Origin of the sequence: Bacteroides cellulosilyticus, from assembly GCF_020091405.1 — a bacterium.
Taxonomy (GTDB): Bacteria; Bacteroidota; Bacteroidia; order Bacteroidales; family Bacteroidaceae; genus Bacteroides.
Map to the genome: position 1 here is coordinate 5,968,906 of NZ_CP081903.1, position 17,826 is coordinate 5,986,731.

Annotated in this window: 15 protein-coding genes; 14 read left to right on the top strand and 1 reads right to left on the bottom strand. The window is 44.5% G+C overall.

The features are described 5' to 3' along the window. The first annotated feature begins 29 nt into the window (after nt 1-29). The 11 genes from K6V21_RS23035 to K6V21_RS23085 all read left to right on the top strand — a co-directional run bounded on the left by K6V21_RS23035 (nt 30) and on the right by K6V21_RS23085 (nt 12,566). Nucleotides 30-1,574 carry an alpha-N-arabinofuranosidase gene (locus K6V21_RS23035; RefSeq protein ID WP_224320009.1) on the top strand — a complete coding sequence of 515 codons (1,545 nt, stop codon included), beginning with the start codon at nt 30-32 and terminating at the stop codon, nt 1,572-1,574. Nucleotides 1,575-1,749: 175 nt separating this feature from the next. Next, the gene (locus tag K6V21_RS23040; protein ID WP_217714302.1) at nt 1,750-3,759 is read left to right on the top strand and encodes a transketolase family protein; all 2,010 of its coding nucleotides are present in this window, start codon (nt 1,750-1,752) and stop codon (nt 3,757-3,759) included. Between the two features lie 128 nt (nt 3,760-3,887). Then, entirely contained in the window at nt 3,888-4,322 is a 435-nt protein-coding gene (gene rpiB / locus K6V21_RS23045; protein ID WP_007217730.1) for a ribose 5-phosphate isomerase B, read from the top strand. Nucleotides 4,323-4,599: 277 nt separating this feature from the next. After that, a complete protein-coding gene (locus K6V21_RS23050) occupies nt 4,600-6,003 on the top strand; it encodes a glycoside hydrolase family 28 protein (RefSeq protein ID WP_217714303.1) in 1,404 nt (467 codons plus the stop codon). A gap of 170 nt (nt 6,004-6,173) precedes the next feature. Continuing rightward, nucleotides 6,174-6,449, top strand: coding sequence for a tetratricopeptide repeat protein (locus K6V21_RS23055; RefSeq protein ID WP_224320010.1), 276 nt, complete (start codon nt 6,174-6,176; stop codon nt 6,447-6,449). Nucleotides 6,450-6,470: 21 nt separating this feature from the next. Next, the gene (locus K6V21_RS23060) at nt 6,471-6,698 is read left to right on the top strand and encodes an indolepyruvate ferredoxin oxidoreductase subunit alpha (RefSeq protein WP_007217729.1); all 228 of its coding nucleotides are present in this window, start codon (nt 6,471-6,473) and stop codon (nt 6,696-6,698) included. Between the two features lie 19 nt (nt 6,699-6,717). Then, the gene (locus K6V21_RS23065) at nt 6,718-7,803 is read left to right on the top strand and encodes a 3-methyl-2-oxobutanoate dehydrogenase subunit VorB (RefSeq protein WP_022392544.1); all 1,086 of its coding nucleotides are present in this window, start codon (nt 6,718-6,720) and stop codon (nt 7,801-7,803) included. 182 nt (nt 7,804-7,985) lie between these two features. Continuing rightward, a complete protein-coding gene (locus K6V21_RS23070; protein ID WP_044264126.1) occupies nt 7,986-8,747 on the top strand; it encodes a thiamine pyrophosphate-dependent enzyme in 762 nt (253 codons plus the stop codon). A 24-nt stretch (nt 8,748-8,771) separates the two neighbouring features. Further along, on the top strand, nt 8,772-9,314 hold the full coding sequence (locus tag K6V21_RS23075; RefSeq protein WP_007215003.1) for a 2-oxoacid:acceptor oxidoreductase family protein: 543 nt from the start codon (nt 8,772-8,774) through the stop codon (nt 9,312-9,314). 213 nt (nt 9,315-9,527) lie between these two features. Further along, entirely contained in the window at nt 9,528-11,717 is a 2,190-nt protein-coding gene (locus K6V21_RS23080; protein WP_317197603.1) for a putative porin, read from the top strand. Between the two features lie 12 nt (nt 11,718-11,729). Beyond that, nucleotides 11,730-12,566 (top strand): transporter substrate-binding domain-containing protein, encoded by an 837-nt coding sequence (locus K6V21_RS23085; protein ID WP_081743648.1) that lies wholly within the window; start codon nt 11,730-11,732, stop codon nt 12,564-12,566. Nucleotides 12,567-12,659: 93 nt separating this feature from the next. Here K6V21_RS23085 and K6V21_RS23090 read toward each other — a convergent pair whose 3' ends face one another. Further along, on the bottom strand, nt 12,660-14,588 hold the full coding sequence (locus tag K6V21_RS23090) for an NAD(+) synthase (protein WP_224320011.1): 1,929 nt from the start codon (nt 14,586-14,588) through the stop codon (nt 12,660-12,662). 138 nt (nt 14,589-14,726) lie between these two features. On the opposite strand from K6V21_RS23090, the gene K6V21_RS23095 reads away from it, so the two are divergent. From K6V21_RS23095 to K6V21_RS23105, 3 genes are all read left to right on the top strand, one after another. Further along, a complete protein-coding gene (locus tag K6V21_RS23095; protein ID WP_224320012.1) occupies nt 14,727-16,619 on the top strand; it encodes an ATP-binding protein in 1,893 nt (630 codons plus the stop codon). 106 nt (nt 16,620-16,725) lie between these two features. Continuing rightward, entirely contained in the window at nt 16,726-17,136 is a 411-nt protein-coding gene (locus tag K6V21_RS23100) for a Fur family transcriptional regulator (protein WP_007215009.1), read from the top strand. Between the two features lie 50 nt (nt 17,137-17,186). Continuing rightward, nucleotides 17,187-17,744, top strand: coding sequence for an NADH peroxidase (locus K6V21_RS23105; RefSeq protein ID WP_022210016.1), 558 nt, complete (start codon nt 17,187-17,189; stop codon nt 17,742-17,744). The last annotated feature ends 82 nt before the right edge of the window (nt 17,745-17,826 follow it).

A 17,826-nucleotide genomic window follows, 5' to 3' on the forward strand; every position in this document is an offset into this window, starting at 1 on the left:
TTACGAACATCATATAACTAATAACCATTATGAGAAACAAACTATTATTCAGCAGCGTTCTTTTAGCTGCATCCGTATCGCTGTCCGCACAAAAGAGTGCAACGATCACGCTTCATGCCGACCAAGGCACACAAGTTATTCCCAAAGAAATCTACGGCCAGTTTGCCGAACATCTCGGTACTTGCATCTATGGTGGACTTTGGGTAGGAGAAAATTCGGATATTCCCAATATCAAAGGTTATCGTACCGACGTATTCAATGCACTGAAAGAACTTCAGGTTCCTGTACTTCGTTGGCCGGGTGGCTGCTTTGCCGATGAATATCACTGGATGGACGGTATCGGTCCGAAAGAGAACCGCCCCAAAATGGTAAACAATAACTGGGGAGGTACAATTGAAGACAACAGTTTCGGTACACATGAGTTCCTCAACCTCTGCGAAATGCTGGGTACTGAACCTTATATCAGCGGAAACGTAGGTAGTGGTACTGTAGAAGAACTGGCAAAATGGGTAGAATACATGACTTCCGAAGGAGATTCTCCGATGGCAAGACTTCGCCGCCAGAACGGTCGTGACAAAGCATGGAAAGTGAAATACCTCGGTGTAGGTAACGAAAGTTGGGGATGCGGCGGAAGCATGCGTCCTGAATATTACGCTGATTTGTATCGCCGTTACTCCACCTACTGCCGCAACTACGACGGCAACCATCTGTTTAAGATTGCCAGTGGTGCAAGCGATTACGATTATAACTGGACTAAAGTCCTGATGGACCGCGTAGGTGGACGTATGAACGGACTCTCTCTCCATTATTACACCGTAACCGGCTGGAGCGGAAGTAAAGGAGCAGCCACAAAGTTCGACAAAGACGATTATTACTGGACAATGGGTAAATGCCGTGAGATAGAAGACGTTATCAAAAAGCACTGCGCCATCATGGACGAATATGATCCTAAAAAGAACGTAGCCCTTATGCTCGATGAGTGGGGTACCTGGTGGGACGAAGAACCCGGCACCATTCCCGGACACCTTTACCAGCAGAATACCTTGCGTGACGCTTTCGTTGCATCTCTGAGCTTCGACATCTTCCATAAATACACCGACCGTCTGAAAATGGCGAATATTGCCCAGATAGTGAATGTATTGCAATCCATGATCCTGACAAAAGGTAAAGACATGGTGCTGACTCCCACTTATTATGTATTCAAGATGTACAATGTACACCAGGATGCCACTTTCCTCCCACTCGATCTGAACTGCGAAATCATGGATGTGCGCGACAACCGTAAAGTACCTATGGTAAGTGCCACAGCTTCTAAAGACAAAGACGGCAAAATTCACATCTCAATGTCTAATATCGATGCCGACAATGCACAGGAAGTTACTATCAACCTGCCGGATGTGAAGGCTAAGAAAGCCGTTGGTGAAATCTTAACTTCTGCCAACCTGACGGATTACAACTCTTTTGAGAACCCTAATAATATAAAATTAGCTCCGTTCAAAGAGGTAAAAATCAATAAAGGCGTATTGAAGATAAAACTACCAGCCAAGTCTATTGTTACTATAGAGTTACAATAAATCAGTCGAAAAGGCTTATTGTATTTTAAACAAGAAGCTAGCGGAAGTACAGCAAAAAAAGAGGCTCTTTCTATGTTGCGAATTACGCATAAAGAGTTATCTTTGTCGCTGTTAAAATTAACAAGTGACACTTCAACCTGCTTTATTATAGTATTCAAATCAAATAAATATCAATATGAACGACAACAAACTTATGAACCGTGCAGCGGATAATATCCGTATCCTCGCTGCTTCTATGGTTGAGAAAGCTAATTCCGGTCATCCGGGCGGTGCCATGGGCGGTGCCGATTTTGTGAACGTACTCTTCTCTGAGTTTCTGGTGTATGATCCCGAAAATCCTGCATGGGAAGGTCGTGACCGCTTCTTCCTGGACCCGGGTCACATGTCACCGATGCTCTACTCTCAGTTGGCATTGGCAGGCAAATTCACACTGGATGAATTGAAAGAATTCCGCCAATGGGACAGCCCCACTCCGGGACACCCTGAACGCGACATCATGCGTGGTATTGAAAACACTTCCGGCCCGCTCGGTCAAGGTCATACTTTTGCAGTGGGTGCAGCTATCGCAGCTAAATTCATGAAAGCCCGTTTCGAAGAAGTGATGCAGCAAACCATCTACGCTTATATTTCGGACGGTGGTGTACAGGAAGAAATTTCTCAGGGTGCAGGCCGTATCGCAGGTGCACTGGGACTGGATAACCTCATCATGTTCTATGATGCCAATGACATCCAGCTTTCTACTGAGACCAAAGACGTAACCATCGAAGATACTGCCAAGAAATACGAAGCTTGGGGCTGGAAGGTGATCAAGATCAACGGTAATGATCCCGACGCTATCCGTGGCGCTTTGAACGAAGCGAAAGCAGAAAACGAACGTCCGACCCTGATTATCGGTCATACCGTAATGGGTAAGGGTGCACGCAAGGCAGATGGTAGCAGCTACGAAGCTAACTGTGCGACTCACGGTGCTCCTCTGGGTGGTGATGCTTATGTAAATACCATCAAGAACCTGGGTGGTGATCCGACGAATCCATTCGTAATCTTCCCCGAAGTGAAGGAACTGTACGCAAAGCGTGCTGCTGAACTGAAGGAAATTATGGCTAAGAAATATGCAGCTAAATCAGAATGGGCAAAGGCTAATCCTGAAAAGGCTGCCAAACTCGACCTATTCTTCTCTGGTAAAGCTCCTGAAGTAAACTGGGCAGCTATCGAGCAAAAAGCAGGTGCTGCCACACGTGCTGCATCAGCTACCGTATTGGGCGCTCTTGCTACTCAGGTAGAAAACATGATCGTTGCTTCCGCCGACCTTTCAAACTCTGATAAGACAGACGGCTTCCTGAAAAAGACGCATGCTTTCAAGAAAGGTGATTTCAGCGGTGCATTCTTCCAGGCTGGTGTTGCCGAACTGACTATGGCTTGCTGCTGTATCGGTATGGCACTGCATGGTGGTGTAATCCCTGCTTGCGGAACATTCTTCGTATTCTCTGACTATATGAAACCTGCCGTACGTATGGCTGCACTGATGGAAGTTCCCGTGAAGTTCATTTGGACACACGATGCATTCCGTGTAGGTGAAGACGGTCCTACTCATGAACCGGTAGAACAGGAAGCTCAGATCCGTCTGATGGAAAAACTGAAAAACCACAAAGGACACAACTCTATGTTGGTTCTCCGTCCGGCAGATGCAGAAGAAACAACAATTGCCTGGAAACTGGCTATGGAGAATACTACTACTCCGACCGGTTTGATCTTCTCTCGCCAAGATATCGCTATGTTGCCCGCTGGAAACGACTACTCTCAGGCAGCCAAGGGTGCTTACATTGTAGCAGGTTCTGATGAGAACCCGGATGTAATATTGGTAGCTTCGGGCTCAGAAGTATCTACACTGGTGGCAGGAACCGAATTATTGCGCAAAGACGGTGTGAAAGTACGTATCGTATCTGCTCCTTCCGAAGGTTTGTTCCGTAGCCAGGCTCCGGGATATCAGGAAGGTGTTATCCCTGCTGACGCCAAAGTCTTCGGTCTGACAGCCGGTCTGCCTGTAAACCTGCAAGGTTTGGTAGGTGCTCACGGTAAAGTTTGGGGATTGGAATCTTTCGGTTTCTCAGCTCCTTACAAAGTACTGGATCAGAAGTTAGGTTTCACTGCTGATAACGTTTATAAGCAAGTAAAAGCAATGTTATAAAAAGCCCTGGTGCATACCGGGCGAATGATTATTCGCCCCTACAGGTTGTAACAGGCTTGTAGGGGCGAAATATTTTTCACCTGATATCCCATTATAGAGCCTCTAAATCAATTACACTACAACAGAAAATGAAAACAATTGGAATTTGTTCCGACCACGCCGGATTTGAATTGAAACAATACGTCAAGGGGTGGTTGGAAACTAAAGGATGGGAATACAAAGACTTCGGAACCTATACAACGGAAAGCTGCGACTATGCGGACTTTGCTCATCCCCTGGCATTGGCCGTTGAAGCCGGAGAGTGTTACCCGGGTATTGCTATCTGCGGAAGTGGTGAAGGTATCAGCATGACACTGAACAAACATCAGGGTATTCGTGCTGCGCTTTGCTGGACAGCGGAAATTGCCCATCTGGCACGTCAGCATAATGATGCCAACGTACTCGTCATGCCGGGACGCTTCATCAGCACCGAAGAAGCTGATATGATTATGAGAGAATTCTTCAGCACACAGTTTGAGGGTGGACGCCATCAGAAGCGTATTGATAAAATACCGGTGAGATAATCATCCCAACTTGAAATTACACTTGCAGGTGCAGGAACTGGTACTTGCAGTAGTGTAAGGTAACGCTTGCGGATGTGTAAGGCAACACTTGCAGTAGTGAAGGCTTACACACCCGCAAGTGTTTTTTAGTTTAGTTTATACACCTTCTTCAGAGCTAAGAAATATAAACACATCAATTTTTACACCTTTTATGCCAAAAACTCTTCCCTATAATAGAGTCACTTTCCGTACTTTTGCCCACATATCTAATAACCATTAAAAGTAAAACTGGAAACGCATGAAAAAAGTACTCGGAATTATTTCCCTGCTTCTCTCGGCCACATTGGCAACAGCCAACTCGATAGATTTCGATAAGGCTTTCAAGGAGAGTGCAAAGATTGAAAAGCAAATCAAGAAAACATCTTTCCCAAAACAGACGTATCTCATTACGGACTTTGGTGCCAAGCCCGACACCCCGGATACTCCCTGCCATGAGGCAATCAACCAAGCTATCGTTACATGTTGCCTGAATGGTGGTGGTACGGTTGTAGTTCCCAAAGGTACATTCTACACAGGTCCCATCACACTGAAAAGCAACGTCAACTTTCATGTAGAAGAAGGAGCCGTATTGAAATTTTCAACTGACCAGAGCCTCTACTTTCCCGGAGTTATCACCCGTTGGGAAGGAATAGACTGCTATAATGCCCGCCCGCTGATTTATGCATACGGTGAAACAAATATCGCCATCACCGGTAAAGGGACTATCGACGGACAAGGCTCTAACGAAACCTGGTGGCCTATGTGTGGCGCTCCCCGTTATGGCTGGAAAGAAGGTATGGTGGCACAACGCAACGGCGGACGGGAACGCCTGCTGATGTACGGTGAAACCTCCACTCCTATTTATAAACGTGTAATGACACCTGAAGACGGATTACGTCCGCAACTTATCAACCTGTACTCATGTAATACAGTGCTGATAGAAGATGTAACTTTATTGAATTCTCCTTTCTGGGTTATTCATCCGCTATTCTGCGAAAGCCTTACCGTACGCGGCGTATACGTTTATAATCGCGGTCCCAATGGCGATGGCTGCGACCCTGAATCCTGCAAAAATGTATTGATAGAGAACTGTACCTTCGATACCGGAGATGACTGTATTGCTATCAAGTCCGGACGTAACCAGGACGGACGTAAATGGGGTGTTCCCAGCGAGAACATCATTGTACGCGGCTGTTATATGAAAAAAGGACATGGCGGTGTAGTCATCGGTAGCGAAATCTCCGGCGGATATCGCAACCTGTATGTAGAAAACTGTAAGATGGATAGCCCAGACCTCGACCGTGTTATCCGCATCAAGACCAGCACCTGCCGCGGCGGACTGATTGAAAATGTGTTCGTGCGTAACGTCACCGTAGGCCAGTGTCGCGAAGCCGTGCTGCGCATCAACCTGCAATACGAAAACCGTGAGAACTGTAACCGCGGTTTTACTCCTACTGTCCGCAACGTTCACCTAAAAAATGTAACCTGCGAAAAGAGCAAACTTGGTGTCCTTATTATCGGTCTCGACGACGATGATCATGTGTACAATATCAGCGTTGAAGATTCCCACTTTAATAATGTTGCCAAAGATGGAAATGACATAAAAGGAGCTAAAGACGTTACGTTCAAAAATCTCTATATAAATGGAAAACTTGTAAAGTAGCGGAACCACATTTTATATCATATACGCCCGAAGTCGTGACATTCTGACAGAATTTCATTCAACTTCGGGCTTTTTATTTCCCCATTTTTCTTATTTTTCACAGAATACTTGTTCGTTGTCTCTAAATAAAAACTATCTTTGTATTCCAATAATCCGGAACTCAATACGATATGGAGCAACTGAAAACTATCAAAGAGCTTATCAATCAAGGAGATGTAGCAGAAGCTATCCGGCAGCTCGATGAATATCTGATCACCGACTCTACCGACCGGGACGAAGCTTTCTATCTCCTGGGAAATGCCTACCGCAAACAAGGTAACTGGCAACTGGCTTTGAACAACTACCAGTGTGCTATCGACCTTAATCCCGACAGCCCTGCCCGCGAAGCCTATCGTATGGCAATGGATATCCTGAATTTCTTCAATAAGGATATGTACAATCAATAACATATAAAAGTAACGTAAATTATGGCAAAGATTAAAGGAGCAATCGTAGTGGACACCGAACGGTGCAAAGGCTGCAATCTATGCGTGGTAGCCTGTCCTCTGCATGTAATAGCCCTCACCAAAGAGGTGAACGTAAAAGGGTATAACTATGCCCACCAAATATTGGAAGATACCTGCAACGGCTGTGCGTCGTGCGCCCAGGTTTGCCCGGACGGATGTATCTCTGTTTTTAAAGTAAAAGTTGAATAAATCTGTAAATCAGTAGAATATGGCAGAAGAAGTTGTATTAATGAAAGGAAACGAAGCCATCGCCCACGCCGCTATCCGTTGCGGTGCTGATGGATACTTCGGTTATCCTATTACTCCGCAATCGGAAGTATTGGAAACTCTTGCCGAACTGAAACCCTGGGAAACTACCGGTATGGTAGTACTGCAGGCAGAAAGTGAAGTGGCAGCTATTAATATGGTGTACGGCGGTGCCGGAAGTGGAAAGATGGTATTAACCTCATCGTCCAGCCCCGGTGTCAGCCTGAAACAAGAAGGTATCTCCTACCTGGCAGGTGCCGAATTACCCTGTTTGATTGTAAACGTAATGCGTGGCGGTCCCGGATTGGGAACCATCCAACCCAGTCAGGCAGACTACTTCCAGACTGTTAAGGGTGGAGGTCACGGTGACTACCGTCTGATTACTTTGGCTCCCGCTTCCGTACAGGAAATGGCTGATTTCGTTGGATTGGCCTTTGATCTTGCCTTCAAATATCGCAACCCGGCTATCATTCTTGCCGACGGTGTTATCGGTCAGATGATGGAAAAGGTTGTATTGCCTCCGCAAAAGCCCCGCCGTACAGATGCAGAAGTTATCGAGCAATGCCCGTGGGCTACTACCGGTAGAGTAAACGGACGCAAGCCCAATATCATTACTTCTCTGGAACTGAAACCGGAAGAGATGGAAAAGAATAACATCCGCTTCCAGGCTAAATACAAACTGATTGAAGAAAACGAAGTACGCTTCGAAGAAATCAATTGTGAAGATGCCGATTACCTGATTATCGCCTTCGGTTCTATGGCCCGTATCGGGCAAAAAGCAATGGAACTTGCACGCGAAGAAGGTATCAAAGTCGGTATACTGCGCCCCATTACCCTTTGGCCCTTCCCCACAAAAGCCATTGCAGCCTATGCTGAAAAAGTGAAAGGCATGCTGGTTACCGAATTGAATGCGGGACAGATGGTTGAAGATGTACGCCTCGCTGTGAATGGTAAAGTAAAAGTAGAACACTTCGGGCGTCTCGGCGGTATCGTACCCGATCCGGAAGAGATTGTAAGTGCACTGAAAGAAAAATTAATCGAGAAATGAACCCTGATAAGATAAGAAGCGTATTGAATATACTCTTTATGATACTTGCCTTGGCAGCTATCATCGTATATTTCGTTGCAAAGGATGACTTCAAACTGTTCATCTACGTTTGTGGCGCAGCAATATTCGTTAAGCTGATGGAGTTTTTTATACGGTTCACCAACAGATAAGGAGAAGTGATTATGACAAAAGAAGATATTATCAAGCCTGAGAATCTGGTTTATAAGAAACCGACTCTGATGAACGATAATCCCATGCACTACTGTCCGGGATGCAGCCACGGTGTGGTACACAAGCTGATAGCCGAAGTAATCGAAGAAATGGGCATGGAAGACAAAGCAGTAGGTATCTCCCCCGTGGGATGTGCCGTGTTCATCTATAACTATCTGGATATTGACTGGCAGGAAGCTGCACACGGACGTGCACCCGCTCTTGCCACTGCGATCAAGCGCCTGTGGCCGGACAGACTGGTATTCACTTACCAGGGAGACGGTGACCTGGCATGTATCGGTACGGCAGAAACAATTCATGCACTGAACCGCGGTGAAAACATTACTATCATCTTCATCAACAACGCCATTTATGGTATGACGGGTGGGCAGATGGCTCCTACTACCCTGGTCGGCATGAAGACTTCTACCAGTCCTTACGGACGTGATGTTCATTTGCACGGTTATCCGCTGAAGATGGCAGATATCGCCGCACAACTGGAAGGAACCGCTTACGTTACCCGCCAGAGTGTACAAACAGTCGGTGCTATCCGCAAAGCAAAAAAAGCCATCCGCAAAGCATTCGAGAACTCCATGGCAGGCAAAGGCTCCAACCTGGTAGAAATCGTTTCTACTTGTAACTCCGGTTGGAAACAGACACCTGCGCAATCTAACAAATGGATGGAAGAGCACATGTTCCCGTTCTATCCGCTGGGTGACTTGAAAGATAAATAATCACATGCTAAAAGACTAAGAACAATGAAAGAAGAAATCATTATAGCAGGCTTCGGCGGACAAGGCGTATTGTCTATGGGAAAGATTTTGGCATACTCGGGACTGATGGAAGATAAGGAAGTGAGTTGGATGCCCGCTTACGGACCGGAACAACGTGGTGGTACAGCCAACGTTACGGTGATTGTAAGCGATGAGAAAATCTCCTCTCCTATCCTGAGCAAGTATGACGCTGCCATTATTCTGAACCAGCCCTCACTGGAGAAATTCGAAAGTAAGGTAAAGACGGGCGGTATCCTGATTTACGACGGATATGGTATCATCAACCCGCCGACGCGTAAGGATATCAAAGTGTATCGTATCGACGCAATGGATGCAGCCAATGAAATGAATAATGCCAAAGCATTCAACATGATTGTGCTGGGTGGATTGCTGAAACTGAAACCGATGGTTACGCTGGATAGCGTACTCAGAGGCTTGAAGAAGACATTGCCCGAACGTCATCATCACTTGATACCGATGAATGAAGAAGCGATTAAAAAAGGAATGGAATTGATTAAAGAGGTATAATTCCATTGACTCTTACGATAAATCAATAAGCCCTTGCAATAGTTCCTTTTTGCAAGGGCTTATTTTATAAGTTACCATATTTATATCAAAGAAATAAAAAGTACGTTTGTAAAAATAGGCAAAAAAGGCTGAATTCCGCAAGCGAATAATTTTTTATTGTATCTTTGCGCCTAATTATGAGACGCATTCTACTGACATATACTTCTATTCGTATTGGGATTGCTGGCAGCACAGGCACAGCGACCACTCAATACATTGGATAATCGTGACCGCTATGGGAATCAGGTTGACCCGTCAACACAACCAGATAGCCTGGATACCAGCACTGACGTTCAAAGTATTCCGCCTAAACTCTATATGTGGCAATTAAGCGAGACTCTGGGTAACCGGACCATCGTTCCTGCCGACACTCTTTCCTTGAATTTCCAGAATACAAACCTGGTAGACGGTATGACGGGACAATACAATTTCCTGGGTAATCTCGGTTCTCCTCGTCTTTCACGTATATTCTTTGATCGTGAAAGCACCGAACCGACTATTTTTATGACGCCATTCTCCAGTTTCTTTGTTCGTCCCGATCAGGTATTCTTCACCAACAGTAATGTTCCTTATACAAATCTGACTTATTATAAAGCGGGTAATAAGATAAACGGTGAAGAGCGATTCAAATCTTATTTTTCTGTCAATGTAAACAAACGGTTGGCATTTGGCTTCAATTTCGATTACCTGTACGGACGTGGATACTACTCCAATCAGTCTACTTCGCACTTCAATGCCGGTATATTCGGAAGTTATATTGGTGAACGCTACCAACTGCAAGCTGTCTACAACAACTTCTTCATGAAGATGAATGAAAACGGTGGTATAGCAAATGACGGTTACATTACCCGCCCCGATACAATGGCTGACGGTAAGAAAGAATATGAATCCACCACTATTCCTGTGAAGCTGGAACAGACTTCAAACCGTAACAAAGACTTCTATATTTACCTTACGCAACGCTATCGGTTAGGATTCAAGCGGAGAGTATTGAAAGAAGTAGCCCAAAACAATAACGTTAAACAAAACTTCGCTCCCACGGCAGCATCTACTGCCATGATTCCCGACACTGCCATTACAGACAGCTTAGGTATTGATAGTTTAGGTGCTGACAGTTTAGGCACCGACAGCCTTTCAGCAGAAAGGCTTGCAATGAGAAAAAGCCTGAGTCTGGATAGCCTTAACAACGCCACCGCCTTGGCAGAAGATACCAACTACGTTGAAGAATTCGTCCCTGTCACAAGTTTCATTCATACTTTTAAAGTGGAGCGCTCACGCCATCGTTTCCAATCATACAACGAACCGGAGGGTATGTATGAAAACACTTACTTCAATAAAAACGGAAGTGTCAGCCGGGACTCCACCACAGCATTCAGCATAAAGAACATCTTTGGCATAGCCCTGTTGGAAGGTTTCAACAAATATGCCAAAGCAGGATTAACCGCTTATATCTCTCATAAGTTCAGCCGTTATGACCTGATGAATGCAGATTCCATGACGGTAGACCGCTTTACGGAACAAGAAATATTTGTGGGCGGTGAACTTGCCAAACGACAAGGTAAAGTCCTTCACTATTCCATAGATGGTGAAATAGGTATTATGGACAAAGCGCTGGGGCAATTCCGTGTACATGGTAATATGGATTTGAATTTCCGATTGGGAAAAGATACGGTAAACCTTATCGCACGAGGTTTTGTGACGAATACACTACCATCTTTCTATATGCGGCATTATCACTCCAACCATTTCTTCTGGGACAATGACAATATGGAGAAAGAATTCCGTACCCGTGTAGAAGGCGAATTAAACATTGACCGCTGGGGTACTAATCTTCGTGCCGGTGTAGAAAACATCAAGAACTATACCTATTTCAACCAGAAAGCTGTACCCGAGCAGTATAGCGGTAATATACAAATACTTTCAGCAACACTGAAACAGAACTTCCGTGCAGGTATTTTCCATTTGGATAACGAAGTAACCTGGCAAAAGTCAAGCAATGAAACAATTCTCCCATTGCCACAACTTTCACTATACTCCAACTTATACATTCTGACCAAGTTGGCAAAGAAAGTTCTTACGGTGCAATTGGGAGCCGATGTGCGCTATTTCACCAAATACAATGCGCCGGCCTATACGCCTGCCGTTCAGCAATTCCACCTGCAACCGGGAAATGACCAGGTAGAGATAGGTGGTTATCCTATAGTGAACATTTATGCAAACCTGCAACTGAAGCGTACGCGGCTATTCGCTATGTACTCTCACGTAAATCAAGGCATGGGTACGCGTAATTCTTTCCTTGTACCACACTACCCCATCAACCCGAGCCTGCTTAAGCTAGGTGTTTCGTGGAATTTCTACGATTAAAACTCTTTCCACATGAAGATCCCGAAAGCCAAGATTCTGAAATACGCTGCTATGGGTATAATAGCTGCCTTCATTGCTACCTTCTTTTTTAAAAAGGAGAAGCAGCAAGGGCATCCGCGTGACTATGCAGAAATTGCAGCCGAGAAAATAATCCGTGCTGCCACAGAATATAACTCCATCAGTTTCTATGTTGACGGAGATACGCTATCGGGCTTTCATTATGAACTGATAGAAGCGTTTGCCCGTGACCATGGCTGGAAAGCTGCCATCACTCCCGAAATGAGTTTTGACAAACGGCTGGAAGGACTTGCAACAGGCGAGTTCGATGTTATCGCTTATGGTATTCTCGCCACCAGTGAACTGAAAGACTCTTTGCTCCTTACTACTCCGATTGTACTTAATAAACAGGTTCTCGTACAGCGCAAAGCCATATCTCCCACTGACTCTCTATTCGTTAAAAGTCAGTTAGACCTGGCAGGCAAAACCCTGCACGTAGTGAAAGGATCGCCTTCCATCCTCCGTATTCGTAATCTGGGAAACGAAATTGGTGACACTATATATATTAAGGAAATAGATAAATACGGTTCGGAACAGCTGATATCACTTGTAGCTCATGGGGATATAGATTATGCCGTATGCGATGAAAGCATCGCCCGTGCCGTAGCGGATAGTCTTCCACAGATAGATATCAATACCGATATCAGTTTTACCCAGTTCTATTCCTGGGGAGTCAGCAAACAATCACCTGTTCTATTGGACAGCCTCAACAGCTGGCTTCAGACTTTTCGGAACAGTGATGAGTTTAAATCTATCTACCGTAAATATTACCGGACTTCAAATAAAAGATAAGTTCCTTTCAAACAAGCTTATACAATAAAACCGGAAGTTCCCTGTGCGGAACTTCCGGTTTTATTCTTTTCCATTCCTAGTTTCATGCCTTGATCAAGCAAGGCTCTCTACTTCCCGAAGCCACATCTCTGATGATGCATCGCTTGGCATACGCCAATCCCCGCGCGGACTGATGGAAATACTACCTACTTTAGGTCCGTCCGGCAGACAAGAGCGCTTAAATTGTTGATTGAAAAAGCGGCGGAAGAATGTCTGCAACCATTTCTTGATTGTCTCTTCATCATACACGTCCTTAAATGTACGCGCTGCAAGGAAGAATATCTTGGAAGGACGGAAACCACAACGAAGGAAATAATACAGGAAGAAATCATGCAGCTCATAAGGACCTACCAGATCTTCCGTTATCTGTTTGATATTGCCGTTTTCATCTGCCGGAATCAATTCAGGACTAATCGGAGTATCCACAATATCCAGCAGCGTCATGCGTGAAGCTTCGTCCATATCATTCTCGGCTACCCATTTCACCAGATATTTAACCAAAGTCTTAGGCACACTTCCATTCACACCATACATGGACATATGATCTCCATTATAAGTAGCCCAGCCCAATGCCAGTTCCGAAAGATCGCCCGTACCAATTACCATTCCCCAAGTCTGGTTGGCAATATCCATTAGTATCTGCGTACGCTCGCGCGCCTGAGCATTTTCATAAACTACATCATGCACATTGATATCATGGTCTATATCTTTGAAATGCTGAATACAGGCTTCCTTGATGCTGACTTCACGAACAGTGATTCCCAAAGAATTCATCAGATCTACGGCATTCGTATGCGTGCGGTCTGTTGTTCCAAACCCCGGCATTGTTACACCAATAATATCTTTACGAGACCATCCCAATTTATCGAAGGTTTTGACACACACCAGTAATGCCAATGTAGAATCCAAGCCACCGGAAATGCCGACTACCGCACTCTTGGCAGCAGTGTGTACCAGACGCTGAGCTAAACCGGAAACTTGTATGGAGAATATTTCCTCGCAACGCTCGTTCAACTCAACTCCTTGCGGCACAAAAGGATGAGGGTCAAAACTACGCGTCAGGTTCAGTTCTTTGCTATTTACATATTCTGTAGAAACACGTACCGCCTCTCCCGGCGCGCAATGCGCCCGACAAGCGGAAAAAGTTGTATTAACACGACGTTCCGTGCGCAAATGTTCCACATCTATTTCACTGATAATCACCTGTCCCTCGAAAGAGAAACGCTTACTGCGAGCTATTAGGCTGCCATTTTCGAAAATCAGTCCGTTCCCTGCAAATACCACATCCGTAGTAGACTCACCGAACCCACACGAACAGAAAACATAACCGGCAATGCAACGAGCCGACTGCTGGCTGATCAAAGAACACAAATAGTTGTGCTTACCAATCCCTTCATTATCCGCCGACAGATTAAACAGAATTTCCGCACCTTGCAATGCCAGTGAAGAACTGGGCGGAATAGGTGCCCACAAATCCTCACAGATTTCAATGCCGAACGTTGTATCCGCAGTTTCGAACAATAAGTCAGTTCCCATTGGAACCACCTGTCCACAAAGGCGTACGCTCCTTTCGCTCACATCCACAGCAGATGTAAACCAGCGTTTCTCATAAAATTCCTTATAGTTGGGGAGGTAAGTCTTGGGCACTACTCCCAACACCTTTCCTTTTTGAATTACGACTGCGGCATTCAGCAATACTCCGTTCATCGCTATCGGCATGCCAAGTATGGCTATGATATCCAGCTGCCTTGTATTACTTACAATCTGTATCAATCCCATTTCCGCCTCTTCGAGCAATAATTGCTGGGCAAACAGATCACCGCATGTATATCCCGTCACACACAACTCAGGAAAAGCAATGATCTGCACACCTTTGCCTTCGGCTATGATTATTTCCTTTTCAATCTCACGGGCATTGAACTTACAGTCCGCCACCTTGACACGGGGCACAGCCGCCGCTACCTTTACATATCCGTAATTCATAAGGATGTCATTTATAATATTTGACGGCAAAAATACGCTTATTTATCCACAAACACAAAATTATCATTTCTTTCACTCGGTATATCCTAAATAATTAGTACTTTTAGCGGCATTTTTAAAACACGTTATACAAAACTCATGAGAGCTCCTAATACAGTCCATAAATGGTTACTTTCCCTGATATTTCTAATCGGGTGCCTGTCAGTTTCCGCTAAAGAAAAAGAGTATATATTATTCCTCAGTTCCGTCAATGCAGAAGAAGCATGGATTCATGGTTTCCGGAACGAACTTCAAAAACGCTTCCCTTATGAAGGAAATATCGAATTACGTGAATACTTTCTGGCAGTCCCGGTGCTTACCAATGAAGAAGAAGTCAAACAAGCCCAAGATAATCTTCTGCAAACATTTCCTACACCACCTAAAGTTGTCATAATCGTAGGAGATCCGGGATGGTTGGTCAGTGCGCCCATCTTCGACGGCCCCTGGAAAAATATCCCTGTCATACTTTGCTATTCACGCGAACGGGTTCCCTCTACTCTGCAAACATTATTAGCAAAAACTCCTTTGACAGAAGCAAACAGTATTCCTATCGAAGAATTTAACAAAAACTACAATATCACCGTACTGAAACAACCCTATTACATCAAGGAAACTCTGACACTCATCAAGCAGCTTCAGCCGGAAGTCAACCGGATTGCTTTTATTTCCGACAACCGCTATATCAGCACAGTTACCCGCCAAGCCGTGAGTGCGGTGATGCAAAAAGATTTTCCTGATCTAAAACTGGAACTTTTATCTTCAGAGCAAATAAGTACAGAAGAATTACTGGATACACTTACCAGTTACAAGAAAACCACCGGCGTCATCTATTATGCATGGCTCCGGCAATATGGAAATAACAAGAATTACTATCTGTCGGACCATCTCAAGAAGATACTTCCCAGCTTCCTGGAAGTTCCTGTATTTACATTAGCTGACTTAAACCTGCAAGAAAATCTCTATGCTGGCGGACATTATATCTCTATCCATGACTTCACGGATACGGTAATGTCCACAATCAGTCGCATCCTATCGGGAGAAACAGCCTCTTCCATTCCTTATCAGAATGGCGGAGTTGCACATACCTATCTGAATTTTGCCGATCTGAAATGGTGCAAGATATCAGAAGATTTATATCCGAAAGACGCTATTTACTTCTTTCAGCCTCCTACTGTCTACCAGCAGTATAAGACTTATATCTGGATGACAATCCTATTTATCGCTTTGTTCATCACCCTGTATATCTTCTATTATATTCATTCCCAAAAGCATAAAAAGGAGCTGATTCTTGCAAAGGAACGTGCCGAAGAATCCGACCGCCTCAAATCAGCTTTTCTTGCTAATATGAGTCATGAGATACGCACTCCGCTCAATGCTATCGTGGGCTTTTCCAGTATCCTTGCTGAAACGGCTAATACGCCTGAAAACCGTGAATATATCCGGATCATTGAAGACAATAACTGCCTGTTGCTACAACTCATTAACGATATACTCGACCTGTCCAGGATAGAAGCCGGTTTGCTGGATTTCTGTTATACCGAAGTAGACATCAACGGCTGTATCCGTAAACTTGAAGATGCTTTCCATTTTAGAATGCCTGCAAATGTGGAATGTATTGCAGAGTTTGGCATAAAAAAATGCTACATCTATACAGAAAAGAATCGTCTGAGTCAAGTACTTGGCAATTATCTCTCCAATGCCATTAAGTACACCACAGAGGGAAGTATCACTGTCGGCTACTATCCACCCAAAGACGGAAACATGCGATTCTATGTGCGGGACACCGGTTGCGGAATTTCTCCCGAAAAGCAGAAAGCTATTTTCCAACGTTTTGTAAAGCTGGACAACTTCAAACAAGGCACCGGCCTTGGCTTATCCATTTGCCAAATGATTGCCGAAAAGATGCATGCCACCGTCGGAGTTTCTTCCGAAATAGGTAAAGGTTCCGAGTTCTGGATAGAAATACCTTACCAGCCAATTCACACTATTTAATAAAAAAGAGGAAAAAAGAATGGAAATCTTTTGGTAAAATCGAATAAGTCTTTATCTTTGCAAGCGAAATAAAAATGTAATTATTACAAGTTTGAATTAAACGAATATGGAAGTAGTAGTAGAACGATTGCAAGGACATAACATTAAACCCTCGGTACAGCGTATTGCTATCATGAAATATCTTATGGAGCATCGCACACATCCGACGGTAGATGAGATTTATACGGCATTATCTCCTACTATACCGACACTCTCAAAAACTACAGTCTACAACACGCTGAAGATTTTGAGCGAACAAGGAGCCGCACAAACGCTTACCATCGACGAGCGTAATACATGCTATGATGCCGACACCACTCCACATTCACATTTCTTGTGCAAGCGTTGCGGAAGAATCTATGACTTGCCGTGTGACGATGCAATAAAAAAAGTGGTAGATACGGATATGGATGGACACGAAGTGCAGGAAATCCATTATTATTACAAAGGAATCTGTAAACAATGTAAAGAAGACTAACGTTTTTTATAAAACGAACGAATAACTAATTCAATTAAATCAAAAAGAAAATGAAAAAATTTAGATGTACTGTATGCGGTTACGTATATGAAGGTGATGCCGCTCCTGAGAAATGCCCGTTGTGTAAAGCTCCTGCCAGCAAGTTCGTAGAAGTTGTAGAAACCACAGAAGGCGGTCCTCTGTCTTTTGCTGACGAACACGTGATCGGTGTAGCTAAAGGTTGTGATGATGAAATGATTAAAGACCTGAACAACCACTTCATGGGTGAATGTACAGAAGTAGGTATGTATTTGGCTATGAGCCGTCAGGCTGACCGTGAAGGTTATCCCGAAGTAGCTGAAGCTTTCAAGCGTTATGCTTGGGAAGAAGCAGAACATGCTTCTAAGTTCGCTGAACTGTTGGGTGACTGTGTATGGGATACCAAAACTAACCTTGAAAAGAGAATGAACGCTGAGTCAGGCGCTTGCGAAGACAAGAAACGTATTGCCACTCGTGCAAAAGCTCTGAATCTGGATGCTATCCATGACACTGTTCATGAAATGGCAAAAGATGAAGCTCGTCACGGTAAAGGCTTTGAAGGTCTGTACAACCGTTACTTCAAGAAATAATCCTTTTTAGTATTTTTAGGGAAAGAGGTTGCCATTCTGGTAACCTCTTTTTCTATGATACTATTCATCCCCTCTCAAGTTA

Excerpts from the sequence above, each read along its gene's own strand:
- K6V21_RS23070 (WP_044264126.1), top strand. The coding sequence starts at position 7,986 with ATGACAAAAGAAGATATTATCAAGCCTGAGAATCTGGTTTATAAGAAA.
- K6V21_RS23075 (WP_007215003.1), top strand. The coding sequence starts at position 8,772 with ATGAAAGAAGAAATCATTATAGCAGGCTTCGGCGGACAAGGCGTATTG.
- K6V21_RS23060 (WP_007217729.1), top strand. The coding sequence starts at position 6,471 with ATGGCAAAGATTAAAGGAGCAATCGTAGTGGACACCGAACGGTGCAAA.
- K6V21_RS23040 (WP_217714302.1), top strand. The coding sequence starts at position 1,750 with ATGAACGACAACAAACTTATGAACCGTGCAGCGGATAATATCCGTATC.
- K6V21_RS23055 (WP_224320010.1), top strand. The coding sequence starts at position 6,174 with ATGGAGCAACTGAAAACTATCAAAGAGCTTATCAATCAAGGAGATGTA.
- K6V21_RS23090 (WP_224320011.1), bottom strand. The coding sequence starts at position 14,588 with ATGAATTACGGATATGTAAAGGTAGCGGCGGCTGTGCCCCGTGTCAAG.
- K6V21_RS23095 (WP_224320012.1), top strand. The coding sequence starts at position 14,727 with ATGAGAGCTCCTAATACAGTCCATAAATGGTTACTTTCCCTGATATTT.
- K6V21_RS23065 (WP_022392544.1), top strand. The coding sequence starts at position 6,718 with ATGGCAGAAGAAGTTGTATTAATGAAAGGAAACGAAGCCATCGCCCAC.
- K6V21_RS23035 (WP_224320009.1), top strand. The coding sequence starts at position 30 with ATGAGAAACAAACTATTATTCAGCAGCGTTCTTTTAGCTGCATCCGTA.
- K6V21_RS23105 (WP_022210016.1), top strand. The coding sequence starts at position 17,187 with ATGAAAAAATTTAGATGTACTGTATGCGGTTACGTATATGAAGGTGAT.
- rpiB (WP_007217730.1), top strand. The coding sequence starts at position 3,888 with ATGAAAACAATTGGAATTTGTTCCGACCACGCCGGATTTGAATTGAAA.
- K6V21_RS23050 (WP_217714303.1), top strand. The coding sequence starts at position 4,600 with ATGAAAAAAGTACTCGGAATTATTTCCCTGCTTCTCTCGGCCACATTG.
- K6V21_RS23085 (WP_081743648.1), top strand. The coding sequence starts at position 11,730 with ATGAAGATCCCGAAAGCCAAGATTCTGAAATACGCTGCTATGGGTATA.
- K6V21_RS23100 (WP_007215009.1), top strand. The coding sequence starts at position 16,726 with ATGGAAGTAGTAGTAGAACGATTGCAAGGACATAACATTAAACCCTCG.